This window comes from Lacticaseibacillus suibinensis, from assembly GCF_003946175.1.
In the GTDB taxonomy this organism is placed as follows: Bacteria; Bacillota; Bacilli; order Lactobacillales; family Lactobacillaceae; genus Lacticaseibacillus; species Lacticaseibacillus suibinensis.
Genome location: NZ_RHOK01000012.1, coordinates 36,117 through 52,886, shown reverse-complemented (window position 1 = coordinate 52,886; position 16,770 = coordinate 36,117). Strand labels below are relative to the sequence as shown.

Annotated in this window: 19 protein-coding genes; 8 read left to right on the top strand and 11 right to left on the bottom strand. The window is 54.6% G+C overall.

Annotated features, from left to right (window positions below; translation table 11 throughout):
* Positions 1–209 precede the first annotated feature (209 nt).
* The 3 genes from EKM90_RS07460 to EKM90_RS07450 form a co-directional block, all read right to left on the bottom strand.
* Positions 210–863: a YoaK family protein gene (locus tag EKM90_RS07460; RefSeq protein WP_125581267.1), complete on the bottom strand. Its 654-nt coding sequence runs from the start codon at positions 861–863 to the stop codon at positions 210–212.
* Between the two features lie 261 nt (positions 864–1,124).
* On the bottom strand, positions 1,125–1,766 hold the full coding sequence (locus tag EKM90_RS07455) for an SDR family oxidoreductase (RefSeq protein WP_125581265.1): 642 nt from the start codon (positions 1,764–1,766) through the stop codon (positions 1,125–1,127).
* A gap of 96 nt (positions 1,767–1,862) precedes the next feature.
* Positions 1,863–2,420: a TetR/AcrR family transcriptional regulator C-terminal domain-containing protein gene (locus EKM90_RS07450; protein WP_125581263.1), complete on the bottom strand. Its 558-nt coding sequence runs from the start codon at positions 2,418–2,420 to the stop codon at positions 1,863–1,865.
* A gap of 149 nt (positions 2,421–2,569) precedes the next feature.
* On the opposite strand from EKM90_RS07450, the gene EKM90_RS07445 reads away from it, so the two are divergent.
* On the top strand, positions 2,570–3,502 hold the full coding sequence (locus EKM90_RS07445; protein WP_125581261.1) for a diacylglycerol/lipid kinase family protein: 933 nt from the start codon (positions 2,570–2,572) through the stop codon (positions 3,500–3,502).
* A gap of 44 nt (positions 3,503–3,546) precedes the next feature.
* Here EKM90_RS07445 and EKM90_RS07440 read toward each other — a convergent pair whose 3' ends face one another.
* A complete protein-coding gene (locus EKM90_RS07440; protein ID WP_125581259.1) occupies positions 3,547–3,861 on the bottom strand; it encodes a SemiSWEET family transporter in 315 nt (104 codons plus the stop codon).
* Between the two features lie 197 nt (positions 3,862–4,058).
* Between EKM90_RS07440 and recA the strand changes: the two genes are divergently transcribed.
* The gene (gene recA / locus EKM90_RS07435) at positions 4,059–5,150 is read left to right on the top strand and encodes a recombinase RecA (RefSeq protein WP_125581257.1); all 1,092 of its coding nucleotides are present in this window, start codon (positions 4,059–4,061) and stop codon (positions 5,148–5,150) included.
* Between the two features lie 186 nt (positions 5,151–5,336).
* Entirely contained in the window at positions 5,337–6,374 is a 1,038-nt protein-coding gene (locus EKM90_RS07430; protein WP_125581255.1) for a competence protein CoiA, read from the top strand.
* Here EKM90_RS07430 and ald read toward each other — a convergent pair.
* The 3 genes from ald to EKM90_RS07415 form a co-directional block, all read right to left on the bottom strand.
* Complete coding sequence (gene ald, locus EKM90_RS07425) at positions 6,357–7,466, bottom strand: alanine dehydrogenase (protein ID WP_125581253.1); 1,110 nt, start codon at positions 7,464–7,466, stop codon at positions 6,357–6,359. The two genes, EKM90_RS07430 and ald, sit on opposite strands and share 18 nt — an antisense overlap.
* A gap of 130 nt (positions 7,467–7,596) precedes the next feature.
* Positions 7,597–8,205 (bottom strand): DsbA family protein, encoded by a 609-nt coding sequence (locus tag EKM90_RS07420; protein ID WP_164507903.1) that lies wholly within the window; start codon positions 8,203–8,205, stop codon positions 7,597–7,599.
* Positions 8,206–8,308: 103 nt separating this feature from the next.
* Positions 8,309–8,896 (bottom strand): CYTH domain-containing protein, encoded by a 588-nt coding sequence (locus EKM90_RS07415; RefSeq protein ID WP_125581249.1) that lies wholly within the window; start codon positions 8,894–8,896, stop codon positions 8,309–8,311.
* Between the two features lie 104 nt (positions 8,897–9,000).
* On the opposite strand from EKM90_RS07415, the gene EKM90_RS07410 reads away from it, so the two are divergent.
* Genes EKM90_RS07410 through EKM90_RS07395 form a run of 4 tightly spaced genes read left to right on the top strand, consistent with a single transcriptional unit; the run spans position 9,001 to position 12,247 of the window.
* The gene (locus tag EKM90_RS07410; RefSeq protein ID WP_125581247.1) at positions 9,001–9,666 is read left to right on the top strand and encodes a GTP pyrophosphokinase; all 666 of its coding nucleotides are present in this window, start codon (positions 9,001–9,003) and stop codon (positions 9,664–9,666) included.
* A gap of 2 nt (positions 9,667–9,668) precedes the next feature.
* Positions 9,669–10,478, top strand: coding sequence for an NAD kinase (locus tag EKM90_RS07405; protein WP_125581245.1), 810 nt, complete (start codon positions 9,669–9,671; stop codon positions 10,476–10,478).
* The gene (locus EKM90_RS07400; protein WP_125581243.1) at positions 10,468–11,364 is read left to right on the top strand and encodes an RluA family pseudouridine synthase; all 897 of its coding nucleotides are present in this window, start codon (positions 10,468–10,470) and stop codon (positions 11,362–11,364) included. Before EKM90_RS07405 ends, EKM90_RS07400 begins: the two co-directional genes overlap by 11 nt.
* Positions 11,365–11,377: 13 nt before the next feature.
* Complete coding sequence (locus EKM90_RS07395; RefSeq protein ID WP_125581241.1) at positions 11,378–12,247, top strand: DegV family protein; 870 nt, start codon at positions 11,378–11,380, stop codon at positions 12,245–12,247.
* Positions 12,248–12,314: 67 nt separating this feature from the next.
* Here the strand turns inward: EKM90_RS07395 and EKM90_RS07390 are convergent, their stop codons facing one another.
* The 3 genes from EKM90_RS07390 to EKM90_RS07380 form a co-directional block, all read right to left on the bottom strand.
* Complete coding sequence (locus tag EKM90_RS07390) at positions 12,315–12,956, bottom strand: copper homeostasis protein CutC (RefSeq protein WP_125581239.1); 642 nt, start codon at positions 12,954–12,956, stop codon at positions 12,315–12,317.
* A 12-nt stretch (positions 12,957–12,968) separates the two neighbouring features.
* Complete coding sequence (locus EKM90_RS07385; RefSeq protein ID WP_125581237.1) at positions 12,969–13,790, bottom strand: undecaprenyl-diphosphate phosphatase; 822 nt, start codon at positions 13,788–13,790, stop codon at positions 12,969–12,971.
* 120 nt (positions 13,791–13,910) lie between these two features.
* Positions 13,911–14,945: a lactonase family protein gene (locus EKM90_RS07380; RefSeq protein ID WP_125581235.1), complete on the bottom strand. Its 1,035-nt coding sequence runs from the start codon at positions 14,943–14,945 to the stop codon at positions 13,911–13,913.
* A gap of 482 nt (positions 14,946–15,427) precedes the next feature.
* Between EKM90_RS07380 and EKM90_RS12810 the strand changes: the two genes are divergently transcribed.
* Positions 15,428–15,598 carry a hypothetical protein gene (locus EKM90_RS12810; protein WP_164507902.1) on the top strand — a complete coding sequence of 57 codons (171 nt, stop codon included), beginning with the start codon at positions 15,428–15,430 and terminating at the stop codon, positions 15,596–15,598.
* A 69-nt stretch (positions 15,599–15,667) separates the two neighbouring features.
* Here the strand turns inward: EKM90_RS12810 and EKM90_RS07375 are convergent, their stop codons facing one another.
* Positions 15,668–16,645: a GMP reductase gene (locus tag EKM90_RS07375; RefSeq protein WP_125581233.1), complete on the bottom strand. Its 978-nt coding sequence runs from the start codon at positions 16,643–16,645 to the stop codon at positions 15,668–15,670.
* Positions 16,646–16,770: the final 125 nt, after the last annotated feature.

Below are 16,770 nucleotides of genomic sequence, written 5' to 3'. Positions count from 1 at the left end.
GGTAACGGGCCGGTCACGGCTACGCCTACTTTGGCCGCAGCCATTTGGGGTAGCAACATAAGAAAGGGTTATTCACCGCAGTTGGGGTCTGATCGAGTTTCCACTGGCCTCGATTCACTGGCAGAGCAGCTGCGGTTACTGAACTTTCTTTTCGTTTTTTAATGTTGGACTTACTTTAGCATCTTCGGTGCGGTTTGAAAAGAGGCCGCTCAAACTTTTTTTCGGTGGCCGGTGGCGATGACCAGCATTAAACTCGCCAAAGCCAAAACCAGGGCGCTACGGCCAAGGATGAACGACAAACCCTGCACGGCTGCGGCACCCGCAGCAAAGCTAAGCAAAATCACCAGGATATCCACGGTGCGGCGCTTAGCTTGATGCTCGCGTCTGATCAGCCAGTCGTAGCCTGATTCAACCAATAACCGCAGATTACCGGTCATCATGAGCGAGGTGAATGGCGCGCCATGGAGCGAGCGAAATTCTTGGAGTTGCGCCGCCGCGGCCGCCGCTAAAAGCCAAGTGACCAGGGGCTGAGGACCAAGCTGCGTCACCAGCAGGGCCAGACTGATCAACAAGAGCTCATAGCACAAAATCAAGGTTCCTCGGTCTAGCCTAGCGCCTTGATAGCGGTGCTGGATGCCGCGTGCCACCGCCGTGCCGAGCATGAAGGTCAGGAGCGCCCCGGCGTAATGGGCGGCTTCAGCCCACTGCCCGCCGCCGAGATGGACGCCGAGTAAAATCAAGTTGCCGGTTTGCAGGCCGGCAAACACGGCACCTTGATGCAAAAAGGTGTACCCATCTAAGCTCCCTGCCGTTGCGGCGAGCAGCGCGCCAGGCAGGAGTGCGGTGTAATCAGGGCGAGTCATTCATGTCGCCTCCTTTGCGTGATGGCTGCCAGTTTACCGCATCCGCTAGGGAGGTCAAGCAACTCGCCTTGACCACCCAGAGGCTGAGACAAAATGCGGTTTTAGCCCAGAGTATAAGCCAAGCGGCCTGTAAAACCCGAACTTCGGTTTTGCAGGCCGCTTGGCTTATACGGCTAGGGCGTCGCATTTTGGCTCGTACTGTTCTGAAATCGTCGAGAACCCATCATTAACGCTAATGAGGTCTCGGTCCTTGCTTTAAAGTTAGTAGAACGAAGGCTTGTCGCCATCGGTATTGGGCTGATTGACCCCCAGCGAATCACGTTGAGCCTTTGAGGGATCATCGATGAGCTTGACGACCACATCGGCGATACTCTTACGCGAAACCTCGGTGCCTTTGAAGGCATCATGGCGGTGCGTGATTTCGTAGCTGACAATATCCTTATTGGACAGCCAAGCTGGCCGAATGATGGTGTAGGCCAAATCGGAATCCTCAATGACCTTGGCGGCAGCAGTATAAGGTTCAAGGTAGCCGCCATCGAGTTGGGCGTGGTTCCAAGCGCCAAACTTGCCTGGCACTTCATCGTAAATCCCCAATGTCGAAATCCAAATCAGGCGCTTGACGCCGGCCTGGTCCATCGCCGCGACGACGCTTTGGGCCTGCTTTTCAATCTGGGCATTGCCTAAGTTGGCGTACACAATATCGATTCCGGTCAGTGCCGCTTTGAGGGCAGCAACGTCGGTGGCATTGCCTTCGATCACCGTTTCACGGCTTGGGTCTTGAACCTGCAGGCGGCTCGCGTGCCGCAAAAATAAGGTCAACTGGTGTGAGGTGGTACTTAGCAACTGCTGTTCGGCCAAACGAGCAATCTGCCCGTTGGCACCTAAGATTAAGACATGACTCATATTTTTCACTCCTTTGACGCAGAGAAAGCTGCGTTTTGATTAACGACAAATAGAGTGTAACACTGATTTAAAGTAAGCAAAGCGGACAATATGAGCCTAGTGTCCGGTGCGGGCTTTGAGCCCGGCCAGGTTATCGGCGATCAAGGTGCTCAGATGACGCTCCACTGTCGCCACCGGTTCTGCCGGAGTGGCCAACAGGAACCGGCGCAACACGCCTAAGCTCATATCGGCCATCGCCGCGGCGAGAAACTGCTGGTAGTCAGCAGGTAAGGTGAGTTGCTCGGCGTGCTGTAGATCGCGCAAAATGGTGCGACACATTTCTTCTAGGTGGGCGCGAATGTAAGTTTCCGGCGCATTCTGCTCATCGAGTTGTAGCGCCTGCCGGTAGAAGTCACGGTTGGCATCAAAATACGTGAGCATCGCGTGTACCGTTTGCGGCCAGCGCCGGTAATCCCCACAGTACCAAACATCGGCATCGATTTCGGTGCGGTAGATGTCACCGAGGACATCGAATTTATCTCGGTAATAGTCGTAAAAGGTTTGCCGCCGCAAGCCGGCTTGTTTCATGATGGTGGTCACGTTGATTTGCGTCAGCGGCATGGTCCCCACCAATACTTTGGTCGTTTTCACGATGGTCGCTTTTGCTTTTGCCATGGTCTCATCTCCGTCGTTAGCTTACCACAAGCAGTGGCGCGGTGAAAAACTGCCCGCTGACCGGAAACTTTAACTTGCGATAGGCCATGATTTTTCTGCTATAATCTAAGCATTAATGTTTAATCAGTCGTTAGAGTATGGGGTGCGAAGTGGAAGAAATCGAATTAATTATTAATGAATATGCCGGCAACGCGCGGACGAAAAAACAAATTCCAGCGCTGATGGCGGCTTTGGCCGAGCAGTATACCTTCGCCACCACCACTTATACGAAGCAACCCGGTGATGCCCGCGATGCCGTCGCTGCCGTGGTAGCCAAAGTCGAGGCGGCCAGCGTCAAGCCCCTCGTGGTGGTGATTGGCGGGGATGGCACTTTGCACGATGTCGTGAACGGCTTGCAAGCTTTGGGGCAAGGGGATATCCCAGTCGGTTACATTCCTAATGGCACCGGCAATGATTTCGCCCGGGCGCATGGCATTCCTTTGGACCCCTTTGCTGCAGTGGCGGCGTTAAAAACCGCTCGCCCGCACGCCGCCCGCATCGGCAAGGCCGAAACTGAGGAATATGGCACCTTGTACTTTTTGAACAACTTCGGCGTCGGAGTTGATGGCGGTATCGTGTACGACACCAATCATTCCACCAGCAAGGCCGCCTTAAACAAGGTGCATTTGGGCCAGCTTTCATACACCGCCAACATTTTACGTGCCGTGGTGAGCCAGAAAGCCTTCCGGTCCACGGTGAAAATCGATCAGCCGGTGACGATTGATAACACCTTCCTGTGCGTTTTCACCAACCATCCGTTTTTAGGCGGCGGTTTGCGCCTGTTCCCAGACCGTGCTCAAGATTGGCATCAGCTTAGTTTTGTCTTGGTGCGCAAGGAGAAATGGCGGTTGCTGATTCAAGTGCTGATGGCAATTTTGAGCGGTAAGTCGGAGCACCGCAAGCTTGGCCATGTGAAGGCGAACCGCTATGAATTCAGTACCGACGCACATGAACATATTCAGTTGGACGGTGAGGAGTACACCAGCCCAGTGCATGCGGTGCTGACGCAAGTCGATCAAACCATGTTGCTTCCCATTCAGTAAAAAAACGGGCAATCAGCGCCGCTGCGTTGATTGCCCGTTTGCGTTTAGTGAATGTAGACGGTTAAGACCGTAATGAACCCAAAGACGATCCCTGGGAGATTAGAAATAATCACAGGCCAGTCTTTGTATGTTTTGAACCAGCCGTAGCCAACCCAGAGCGTCGCATTAATCATCGCGACCAGCGGCTGCAGTGGTGAAACTGGATTGCCAGAGAAGTTGGCGATGATTTGCGGAATGTAAGAGATGTACATGGAGATGCAGGTAATGGTGGCGACGCGGCTGAGGATTTTTAACCGTTTGACCCGCTTGGGATCAACCGCGTCTTGGCCTTCTGGGTACTTGCTTGTGTCGATACGCATTGAATCATCCTTTCTGCGTTTGCTTGTCCCCCAAATTTGGGTTCCAGTTTAACGCACATGTTGGATCAATGCAAAAAGCCGGGCAGCAATGAAAGGTGAATACCAGGTAATTGCGAATTTAATTATTGGTAGGGGTCGCATCGAACATTCGTTTGGTGTATAATTAATCAGACAACGAGATAGAGAGGACGAAAACAATGGCTAAAAAATCTGCGAATGGGCAAACCTCACTGGATGGCGGCGCCCGCGAACAGGCGCTGGATGCGGCGCTGAAGAAGATCAAGAAACAATTCGGTGATGGCGCCGTGATGAAGATGGGCGACAAGTCGCTCACGAATGTTGCGGTGGTTTCCACCGGTATCTTATCTTTGGATTTGGCGCTGGGCGTCGGTGGTTTTCCGAAAGGCCGGGTCATCGAGATTTATGGCCCTGAAAGTTCAGGGAAAACCACCATTGCCCTGCAAGCCGTTGCCAGTGTCCAGAAAAATGGCGGCACGGCGGCGTATATCGATGCTGAAAACGCCTTGGATCCTAAGTATGCCGAAGCGCTGGGCGTCAACATCGACGACTTGCTGTTATCGCAGCCAGATACCGGTGAACAAGGATTGGAAATTGCTGATGCCTTGGTTCAGTCTGGGGCTGTTAACATCGTCGTCGTCGATTCCGTCGCCGCTTTGGTGCCACAAGCCGAAATTGAAGGTGAAATCGGTGACAGCCATGTCGGTCTGCAAGCCCGGATGATGTCTCAGGCGCTGCGGAAGCTGACGTCCACGATTTTCAAGACGCAGACGATTGTGATTTTCATCAACCAGTTGCGGGAAAAAATCGGCGTCATGTTCGGCAACCCAGAAACCACGCCTGGTGGCCGCGCCTTGAAGTTCTATTCCACCATTCGGCTGGAGGTGCGGCGCGCGCAGCAAGTTAAAAACGGCACGGATGTCGTGGGTAACATCACCAAGATCAAAGTAACCAAGAACAAGGTGGCACCGCCATTCAAGACGGTAGAAACCACGATGAGCTATGGCCACGGGATTTCGCCAGAGGCGGATATGCTCAACTTGGGCGTGGATAACGAAATCGTCGAGAAGAGTGGTTCTTGGTACTCTTACGATGGCGAGCGGATTGGGCAAGGGGCCGACAATGCGGCCAACTACTTGATTGCCCATCAGGATGTCACCGACAAGTTGCGCAAGCAGTTGCAAGACAAGCTGTTCCCGAAGCCCGAAGCTGACGAAGCGCCGGCTGAAGCGGAAGAATCCGACCCATCCACCCTTGATATCGATAAGTAAGCCTTTAGCCGTCAGCAAGTTGCTGGCGGTTTTAGCGTGCCCGGCGGCCGAAACCGCTACGTCACGCGCTCATTCAAGGACCAGAAACAAGAGCGCGTCGGTTGGCTGTCGCGGTGCAGGCACAAGGAAGAGTTCATAGCGTCTGCGCCTACCTTGTTTGCGTAATGTTTGGGTGAGGTGAGGAGCATGTTTGTTGCCCAAGCAGAAAATGGTCGGTTGGTGACGTTGCGGGATCATCAGCAGGCTAAAGCACTTCATGAGCGGTTTGTGTGTCCCGCGTGTTTGCGGCCTGTAGGGATTCGCAATGGGGCGTTGATGCCGGCCCATTTTTATCATTTGGGGCCGCCCTGTGCAGCCAGTGAGCCTGAGAGTTTACCGCATTTGCTTGGTAAGCAGTGGCTCTCGGCGTTGGGTGAGCAGTTCGGTTATCGCAGTGAGTTAGAGGTTTACTACCCAGCAATTAAGCAGCGGGCGGATGTCGTGTGGTTGCGGGAAGGCAAGCGCACGGTTTTGGAGTATCAATGCAGTCCGCTTAGCGTTGAGGCGCTGGCGCAGCGTACTGCCGGTTATGCTAAGCTCGATTTGGTCGTGATTTGGATTGCCGGGCCGCGCTATTTTGATCGCTGGCCGGCAGCAAAACAGGCCAAATTTCTGCGCTACACCGCCGGCGGGTTTCAATTATTATTCTTGGATCCGCAGGCGGGGGTGCTGAGTCAGTGGACGCTGCACGCTGATCATATCGATCAGCGCCTGCAATGGCCTAACCGGGTGCAACAGCGGCGCCTCGATTATGCCGAGCGGCTGGTGGCTGAGGCCAAGGCCGTGCAAGCTGGGCTACGCTTTCGGGAGCCGAAGGTCATGGCGCTGCAGGGTCAGGCGGCTAGGTTTGGGTTGAACGTGGCCGGAGTGCCGTGGGTGGTGCATCAGCAGCAGCGGCATTTGCCGGGACTGGTTTTGCCAGAGTGGCAGCTGCGCACTTGGTGGTTGCTACAGTTTCAAACCGCACCGATTCAAAAAGCCGCCGAAGCGGCTTTTTGGCGGCAGTTTTCGCAGGTGCGCACGCCGCTGATACCAGATCAAGCGGTGCTGGAAGCCGTGCGGCGGCAGTGGCTGGCAGTATTAAAACAGGCGGGTTATTTGCAGGAAACGCCGCTGTTTTGGCAATGGCAGCAGCAGCCAAATTGGTATGCGACGGTGACGGAGAAACTACAGCAGCTTCGCTAAATCCTCATAAGCTAGGTTCAGGCTTGCGCCAACGGCGGGTTCGACCAGCTGACCGGCATAGATGTTGACGCCGGTGTAAAGCATGTGGTCGGTTTGCGCGGCTTGAGTGAGGCCTTGCGTGGCGAGCTTGACCGCAAGTGGCGTTGTCACTGCGGTTAAGGCATCGGTCGCGGTTTTTGGCACTGCGCCCGGGACATTGGCCACGGCGTAATGAATCACCCCGTGTTTGATGTAAATCGGATCATCAAAGGTGGTGGCATGATCACTGGTGGCAAAAATGCCGCCTTGATCGATGGGGATGTCAACCACGACGCTACCAGGGGTCATGCTGGCAATCATTTGCTCCGAAACCAGCTTTGGGGCCACGGCGCCTGGAATAAGCACGGCTCCAATCACCAGGTCAGCAGTTTTAATGGTGGCAGCTAGATTGGCCTCATTGGAGAACAGCGTTTGGACTTGACCGCCAAATTGGGCATCAATGCGCGCCAGGGTGTGGCTGTTGATATCCAGCACGGTGACATTGGCGCCAAGGCCCAAAGCAGTTTTGGCGGCATTCAAGCCGACCACGCCACCGCCAATGATGACAACATTGGCTTTGGCCACGCCAGGCACGGCGGTGAGTAGCACGCCTTTACCGCCGTTTTGCGTTTGGAGATACTGGGCGCCGAATAACACTGCCATGCGGCCAGCCACTTGACTCATTGGCGCCAGCGCCGGTAAGTCAGCGGCGGGGCCGACCATGGTTTCGTAACCAATGGCGGTGACCCCAGCGGCCATCAGGGCTTCCGTTAGGGGCTTGTTAGCGGCCAAGTGCAGGTAGGTGTACAAAATCAAATCCGACCGGAAGTAGTGGTATTCGCTGGCGAGGGGCTCTTTGACTTTGATCACCAAGTCCGCTTGCCAAGCGGTGTCGGCATCGACCAGCTGCGCGCCCGCCGCCTCGTATTTTGCGTCGGCATAGCCGGCGCTGGTACCGGCCGTATGCTCAATTGCCACCTTGTGGCCGGCCTTGATCAAACTCGCCGCGCCGGGAGGGGTCAGGCCCACCCGATTTTCATTGTTCTTGATTTCCTTTGGCACACCAATTTTCATCGCAATCCCTCCCTGGATTTAGTTGACGACTTTAACTTATCATACCTAAGTGAAAGGGGCATTGTCGCGTTTCAACACTTGCGGCCAAATAAAAAACCGGATTAGTCAAAGGCTAATCCGGTTTTGATGGCTAAAGCACCCGCAACATCGCTTCTGGTGCTGGGAGTTCTGGTTGGAGCAGATATTTTTCACAGATGCGTTTAAGCATGTGCAGCGAGGGCAGTTGCTCAAGGCGCAGGCCCTCTTGCGGCTTGTTGGTGTCGAAAATCACTGCTGCTGGGGTGGAGGTGATGGCCATTTCCAGGGCAATGGCTTGATCTGAGCATAAACACTGATGCATCGCTTCACGGGCGCGGTCTTCGTTGAAGGCGGCCACGTCAAAGCCAATCGCCGCGACGGCCTCGGCGGCCACTTGCGAATCGTACGCCTGGGCGGGGCAGGTTAAAGGCGCTTGTTCTGCCAACAGCAGGGCGCGCGCTTTTTTATTGCCTTGGAATTGAGCGGCCTTGTAGTCCACCGCGATTTGGTAGGCAGTGTCGAACAGCTGGTTGCGTAGGTCGAGGTCATGGGCGTCGAGCCCCAGTTCGGCCATATAACGGTCAATCACGGTAAAATTCACGAGTGGGACAAAGCGGAGCTTCACTTTTTGCGTCAGTTCTTTTGCCAAACGCTGAACCGCACGTTCTGCTTCGCGGCAGCGGGTGCCAATGGGATTGATGAATAGGAAAAGTTCTAACACGGTGAGTCCTCCCGGAGAGTTTTTAAGTGGAAGCGCGGAAAAGAAGGGTTTCTGCATAATGGGCTTCTACTCCTCACTTTACCAGAAAACTAATTTATGACAATTAATGTGCTTGTGAATTGCTGACATTGGCGGCCGCCCGGGCCACCTTGTTTTGCACCGGGGAAGGCGTGATGGCGAATTGCTTCAGCAGGGTCTGCCAATAGGCATGCGCATCAGTGGTGTATTCCAGTTCCAACTCGAAATCGCTGTGGCCATTCGGGTAGTGGGTCTCGTCCACAGTCACTAGCCCGCCTGGTTGGTGGGAGACGCGCCGGCGCGTGACTGCGGCAGCAAACTGTTGCAGTGAGCTCGGTTCAATGCCCGCGGCTTCTAGCGTCGTTTTGATTTGGCCGTGATTGGCCACGCTGTTGGCACTGATCAGCGCCCGCGCTTCGCTCACCGTCAAAGGGTCCGTGATTTCCAGTAGCTGGTGGCCGGCGCCATGGGGCTGTTTCAAGGTTTGCTCGGCGCGAGTGGCAAACTGGCGAATGCGCAGGCCTTGGTTTTGCTGGCGTAGCGCAAAGTCAGGGGTGTCGTAGTACGTGTTGGTTTGGTCAAAAGCCGGGGCGAACGGCAGAGCAGCCAAGATAGCTGCACTTTGGGCCGGCGTGATCAGGGTCTTGAATTCTTGTTCGCTGTGGATACTCATGGTCAAATCACCTCGGATTAAGTATACGCTATGTTCCAATGACAAGCGCGAGGTGAGCGCGACTTTATGGTAAAATGAAACAGGTTAGAATTGGAGGCGGCAAGATGCAGCGGGATTGGGAAACGTTTTTGATGCCGTATGAACAAGCGGTTAAGGAACTCAAAATTAAATTTCGCGGGATGCGCAGTCAATTCCTGCAGTCAGGCACCTATTCCCCGATTGAAATCGTCACCGGGCGGGTGAAGCCAGTGGACTCGATTGTGGAAAAGCAGTCGCGCCGGTATATCACCGACGAGTTGCTGGAGCAGGACATGCAAGATATTGCCGGTCTACGCATTCAATGCCAATTTGTTGAAGACATTTACGCTGTGGTGGAGCTCATTCACCAGCGCACGGATATGAAGGTCGTGGAAGAGCGCGACTATGTCACCAACGTCAAGCCGTCGGGATATCGCAGTTACCATGTGGTGATCGAGTACCCGGTCCAAATGGTCGAAGGCGAAAAGAAGCTACTGGCGGAAATTCAGATTCGCACCATGGCGATGAATTTCTGGGCCACCATTGAGCACAGCCTGAATTATAAATATCAAGGCGACTTCCCTGATGCCTTGAAAGAGCGGCTCAAGCGCGCCGCCGAAGCCAGTGCCTTGCTGGATGATGAAATGTCCGAAATTCGTGAGGAAATTCAAGAAGCGCAGCAACTGTTTTCATATGGCAAAGGGCAGAACATGCCGCGCCGCCAGTCGTTGCCAGAAAAAAAGGATGACTAAGCATGCGAGTGTCTATTCACGCCAATTCAAACGCGAATTCCCAAGTGGCCAAGGGCAAGCTCTTGGCTGGTTTGAAGGCCCCAGCATTTCAAATCGATGAAGCGCACCCGGATGTGGTGATTACCGTCGGCGGCGATGGCACGCTGTTATCAGCGTTTCACCGCTATGCCGACCAGCTAGATCATGTCCGGTTTATTGGCGTGCACACTGGGCACTTGGGTTTTTACACGGACTGGCGCGATTTTGAAGTGGATGCCTTGATTGAAGCCCTGAATCGCGATTCCGGCGAAAGTATTTCGTATCCTTTGCTCGACGTCCTGGCCGACTTTGAAGACGGCACGACGGCGCATTACCTAGCGCTGAACGAAGCGACGCTGAAGCGGGAAAGCGGCACGATGCGCAGCGATGTGTACATCCGGGAGAACTTCTTCGAAAGCTTCCGCGGCGACGGGTTGTGTGTGGCCACGCCAACCGGTTCCACGGCTTACAGTAAGTCCAACGGCGGGGCCGTGATTCATCCGCGGCTGGATGCGATGCAAGTCACCGAAATCGCCTCGATCAACAACCGGGTGTTCCGGACGTTGGCCGCCCCGATGATTTTGGCGCCAGACGAATGGATTTCGCTCCGGCCAGAGCCGTTCCAGGATTACGTGATGACCATCGATCAATTCACTGCCCGGCCCTCGATGATCAATGCCATCCGCTTCAAAATTGCCAGCGAGCGCATTCACTTTGCTCGCTATCGCCATATGCACTTCTGGGACCGCGTGGAGGACGCCTTTATCGGCGCGAAGAAACCTGATGCGCTTTAAGTGGACGTATGAAGGCCCGCGCAACACCTTGCAACACTTTTTGATTCAACAAGGTTTTTCCTTGGCCCAATTGAAAAAGCTAAAATTTCATGGCGGTTTTGTGTTTGTGAATCGAAAGCAGCGCAATACCGCCTTTCGCTTGCGGTCGGGGGATCAGATTTTCCTGCAAACGGCGCCGGAAGTGGCGGTGGATACCGTGGTGCCATATGAAGCGCCACTGGCCATTTGCTACGAAGATGAATATTTACTGGTGGTGAATAAGCCGGCCGGGGTGGCCTCGATTCCCGATGCTGCCAAAGGCAACGACAGTATGGCCAATCGGGTGAAGGCCTATTTGATCAAGACCCATGCCGAAAGTGCGGCCATTCATGTGGTGACCCGGCTGGATCGAGATACCAGTGGCCTGATGCTGTTTGCCAAAAGTGGCTTTGTTCACAGCTTGCTGGACCGGCAGCTCCACACCGATGACCTCAGCAAAACCTACTTAGCGGTGGTGCGAGGTGGCGCCGGCTTGGCTGAGCATGGTTGGTTGGTGCTCAAAATCGGCCGCAGTCAGGATTTTTACATGAAGCGCCAAGTGACCTTAACTGGGAAAACCTCGGTGACTGAATATGAAACCCTAGCGGCTAATCCTGCCGCGGCGTTAGTGCAGGTGCAGTTGCACACCGGCCGCACCCACCAGATCCGGGTGCATTTTGCCGCGATTGGTCATCCGCTCTTCGGCGACGACCTCTATGGCGGGCCGCCAGGGATGGCGCGGCAGGCCCTGCACTGCGCCGCTTTGACGTTTTGGCATCCCATTGCCAAAAAGCGGCTAGAGTTGACCGCGGCGCTGCCGCCTGATATGTTATCGTTGGTAGCGCAAGAAAAGTTGCAGCTCAAGTAAGGATGTGGAAAAGATGTATCAACTATTAACGGATTCTGCCTGTGATCTCCCCTTGGCGACCTTAAAGGCCAACAAGGTGGCGTTCGTGCCGTTTCACTTTAATGTGGCCGGCCAGGATTTGACCGATGACATGGGCGGCTCGTATGAGCTCCAAGAATTCTTTGAGAAAATCAAAGCCGGGGTGATGCCATCAACTTCAGCCATCAACATCGGCGAGTATGTGGACTTTTTCACGCCTTACGCGAAGGCAGGCACACCTGCAGTCTATATTGGGTTCTCCGGCGGGCTGAGCAGCTCAATGGCCAGCGCCCAGCAAGCCAAGGCGATGGTGCTGGAGCAGTATCCCGATGCCCAGTTGGAAATCGTGGATACGCTGGCAGCTTCTGAAGGCGAAGGCCGGATGGTGCTGGAAGCCATCCGCCTGCAGCAAGAAGGCAAGACGCTGGCCGAATTGGTCGCGTGGTTTGAAGCCAACCGCCTGCGTTTGCAGCAGTGGTTCACGGTGGACAGCCTAGATTACCTGTACCACGGCGGCCGCGTGTCGCGGACCTCAGCGGCGTTAGGGACGATGCTGAATATCAAACCGGTGATGGATGTCGATCCCGCCGGTAAGTTGCGCGTGGTCAGCAAGGTGCGCGCCCGCAAGCGTTCGCTGCAGGCCTTAGCCGACAAAGTGGTTGCCGCTTTGCCCAGTGACCCCAAGCAGCCTGTGTTAATTGGCACCTCAGGGGACACCGCCGCGGCGGAAGAAACCAAGAAGATGATTTTGGCCAAAGCGCCTGACGCGAACGTGACCCTCGGCGACATCGGCCTCACCATTGCCAGCCACACTGGCTTTGGCTGCGTAGCGGCGTTCGTGATGGGCGCCGCCGACCGCAAGTAAAACCGTAAAAAATGAGCCGCACTGCTTCAACATTTGAAGCAGTGCGGCTCTGTTTGTGTTTCAAGCATTACGCGATGGTCACGATTTTGGTGCCATGGGCTTGGTTGACCCCAATTGCCGAGGTGACGGCTTCGACGTTGGCTGCGGTAATGCCGCCGCCAGGCAGAATTTCGAGCTTGCCTTGCGCCAACGTCACTAATTCCTTGAGATGAGGGGTGGTGGCGTCAATCGACTCGGTGAGCGGACCGCCGTGGGTGAGAATGCGGCTGACGTCTCGGGCGGCCAGCCAATCAATGGCGGCCGCTTGCTTGGCTTCAGGAATGGCATCAAAGGCCATGTGCATTACCACCGTCATACCGGCGCTAGCGGCAATGAGGTTTTCCATGGCCTCTTCATCCAGCCAGCCGTCCGGGGTCAAGGCGCCAAAGGTCACGGCGTCCACACCAAGTTCCTGCGCGACAAACAAATCGGCTTCCATGATTTTCAGCTCGGTGTCCGAGTAGACAAAGTTGCCGCCGCGCGGTCTGATCATGGCCACCAAGCTGGCGTCATTTTCATGGACGTAGCGGGTTGCTTCTGCCATCACGCCCCGGGAAACGGTAGTGCCGCCGACAGCCAAGTTATCGTTCAATTCGATGCGCTTGGCGCCGGCTTGCAGCGCGGCTGGGATATTGGTGAAATTCTCAACACAAGCTTCTTTCAGTAACATAAATTTGCCTCCTTATAGGAACAAAACGAGTAGCACGACCAGCCCCAAGGCAATGCGGTACCAGCCAAAGGGTTTGAAATCGTGGGTTTGCACGAATTTCAGCAGCCACTTGATGGATACCACCGCGACAAGGAATGAAACAATCATCCCAGTGGCTAAAATGGCCCACTGAGCGCCGGTGAAGGCATTACCTTGCAGCAGAAATTTGCCGATTTTGAGAATGGAGACCCCAACCATCGTCGGAATTGCCAGGAAGAAAGAAAATTCCGTGGCCACATACCGGCTGGTGCCGAGAATGATCGCCCCAAGAATCGTGGCGCCAGAACGGCTGGTCCCTGGCACAATCGAGAGCGCTTGGAACAGGCCAATGAAGAGGGCAGTTTGGAAGCTCAAGTCAGCGAGCTTACTGATTTTCGGTGCGCGGTTTTTGAAGATGTTTTCAATGACGATGAACAAGATCCCATAGAGGATCAACATCGAGGCCACAACCAGCGGCTTGTGCAGGTGTTCATCCATGAAATCATTCAGCGGCAGGCCAATCACCACTGACGGTAGGACGGCAACCACGACTTTGGCCCATAGCACCCAGGTGGCTTGGCGTTGGTCGTGGTTTTTCTGGGGACTCCAAGGATTGAGCTTATTGAAGTACAGCAGCACCACCGCCAAAATGGCGCCGAACTGAATCACATATTCAAACATCGCCATGAAAGCGGCAGGTTGGTTGATTTTCACCAGTTGGCTGACCAAATCGATATGGCCGGTGGAACTGATGGGCAGGAACTCGGTGAGCCCTTCAACAATCCCGATGATCACGGCTTTGATAATATCTAACATAATTTCCTCCTAAAGCATTTCAATGTTTTCAGTATACCTTGCAAGACGGTGCTGGCGAGGGGGAAAAGCAAATTTTACACAATCCCAATAAAAAAGACCCATTGCTGGGTCAGTTTAAGCCTAGGCTTTCAGGAAAACCACATTGACGCTTTCGGGTGCGACAATGTCCTTTTGCACGAGCGTCAGCTTGCCGCTGTCGGAATCACGCTTGTACAGCGTGCCATTGCTGGTGTTCTGGTTCACTGCCAGCAAGAAGTTTTCTGACAAGTCTAGCGCAGCGTCCCGCGGAAAGTCGCCTTCAGAAGGAATCTGCTGGATTTCGGTGAGGCTTTGGCCATCTTCGCTCACTTCAAACACAGTGACGCTGTTGTAACCGCGGTTGGTGACGTAGATGAACCGGCTATCAGCGCTAATGCGAATGGCGGCAGCGCCATTGTGCTTCGTCCAATCAGCCGGGATGGTCTTCAGCGTCTGGCCTTGGGTGAAGCGCCCAGTGGCAGGGTCGTATTGCAACACCGTGATTTGGCTGGAGAGTTCAGCCAGCAAGTAGGCAATCGGCTTGCTGTGGTGGAACACCAGGTGGCGCGGGCCAAACCCTGGCGCCAGCTTCAAAATCGCTGGCGTGTCCAACTTGCCTTCATCATTCAACGGGTAGGTGTAAACCTCATCGGTGCCCAAATCAATCACAGCTAAGCGGCCGTCTGGGGTAAGACCAGCGAAGTGGACATGGCTAGCATCTTGTTCCGGCTTGGGACCATGGCCGTGATGACGTGCGACATCAGTCGGGGTAATGGTGTGATCCGCGTTGATCTTGTAGACATTCACGCGGCCTTCGTGATAGTTGGCAGCAAATACCAGCTGGCGCTTTTCATCGATTGAAATGTGAGCCGGCGACGTGCCAGGTTCTAAGACCGTATTCAACAAAACAGGTGGGTTTTGGTTCAAGTCGATGGCAGCCACGCCGCCTTTGCCGTCAGCTGCATCCACGGCGTAAGCAATGCCGGCGTTGGAGACGGCCATGTAAGTGGGTGAGCCCAAAGACGTGATATAAGGTTCCGGGGTGCTCATCGCCCCAGTATCTGAATCGAAGTCGGCGCGGTAGATGCCCTGGCCTTCATGCCGGGTATAGCCACCGAGTAATACTGTTTCCTTCATCAATGTTGCCTCCTTTGCGCAATAGCGCGATCTCCTGCATTATACCAGAAAACGCTCCCGCAAGAACAGGCAGCGGCGTGAACAGGCTGTGGAGCTGGGCGCACTTAGCCCGACAGGTAGCCTAGTCATAGGCATTGCCGCCGAGCTTGGCGGGAAGGCCTATGGCGTAGCTAGCTGCTCGGGCGTTGCCCAGCGCAGCGCGACTAGGCTGTGGAGAGGGTTTAGTGTTAACTGCCGAGCCGGTTAGCCTCCGCCGGCAGGGGCTGGAACGGGGTGGCCAGCGCTTTGAGCCAAGCAAAGCTTGTCTCGAAGTCGCGGCTTGTTCTAGGCCAACAAGTTGGCCAAGAACAATTTCACCCCTGAGCCCCTGCCGACTCCGGCTGACCGGCCCTGGGGTGGTGACCTCGCGGCGATGCTGATTGATTGTATCTACTGCGATTCTGGCTTAAAGTGTTGTCAAATCATTTCGGAGGTGGCAGTCCATGTCGAAGAAATTCTGGGGTCGGACTGGTTGGGGCTGGCTGTTTGTTGGCTTGACCTCTATTGCCCTGCTTTTGGGCGCGGCTAGGGTAATTTCACTCACGTTGACGCTAATTTTTAGTCTGGTCGGCTTGATTGGCACTGCTGCGGTGGCGGTGAGGTATCGAAAATAGATTAGCTTGACCAGGATGCTACGACAACGTTGTAAGCAAAAAGGACCGAATTGTCGGTCCTTACTTGGCTTAGTATTGATCGCCATTAAAAATGGAATTCTTGACGATAACGTAATCAACTGTGGTTAAGGCTTTGAGGTCGCGGCCGCCGGCGTAGGAGACGGCAGATTGCAGGTCTTCTTGCATCTCGGTGAGGGTGTCTTTGATAGAGCCTTTCACCGGCAGGAGGATTTTTTTGCCTTCGACGTTGTGCTTGGCGCCTTTTTGGTATTCTGAGGCAGAGCCAAAGTATTCTTGGTATTCTTTGCCGTCTTTGATGACGTGCTTGCCGGGGGTTTCTTCATGGCCAGCAAACAGCGAGCCAATCATGCACATGGTGGCGCCAAAGCGAATCGACTTAGCGATGTCGCCGTTGGTGCGGATGCCGCCGTCGGTGATGATGGGCTTGCGGGCGGCTTTAGCGCACCAGCGCAAGGCGGCCAGTTGCCAGCCGCCGGTCCCAAAACCGGTTTTGATTTTGGTGATGCAGACCTTGCCGGGACCGATGCCAACTTTCGTGGCGTCAGCGCCGGCATTTTCAAGGTCGCGGACACCTTGTGGGGTGCCAACATTACCGGCAATCACAAAGCTATCGGGCAGGTATTTTTTGATGTGGCGAATCATATCCATCACAATGTCGGCATGGCCGTGGGCAATGTCGATGGTGATGTATTCTGGCACCAGTTCAGCGCCGGCGAGTTCTTTGATGAAGGAGAATTCTTCGGCCTTGACGCCGACTGAAATCGAGGCAAACAAGTTGGCGGCATGCATGTCTTGAATAAACTGCATTCGCGTTTCTGGGTTAAACCGGTGCATGACGTAAAAGTAGTCATGTGCTGCTAGCCACTTCGCCAGGGGGGCGTCGATAATGGTTTGCATATTGGCGGGGACAACCGGCAGCTTGAAGGTGCGGCCGCCAAACTCAACGCTGGTGTCAACTTCCTTGCGGGAGCGCACCACGCATTTGTTGGGAATCAGTTGAATGTCTTCATAATCGAAAATTTCCATGTTGATCGTCCTTTCGCCTGCAGTGAATTTTCGTTAGGGTTGCAGGCCACCACGCGCTAATATACAAACATTGTCCGGAAATGTCAAATTTTTTCGGATAATGTCAGAATAATGTTCGTGACGTA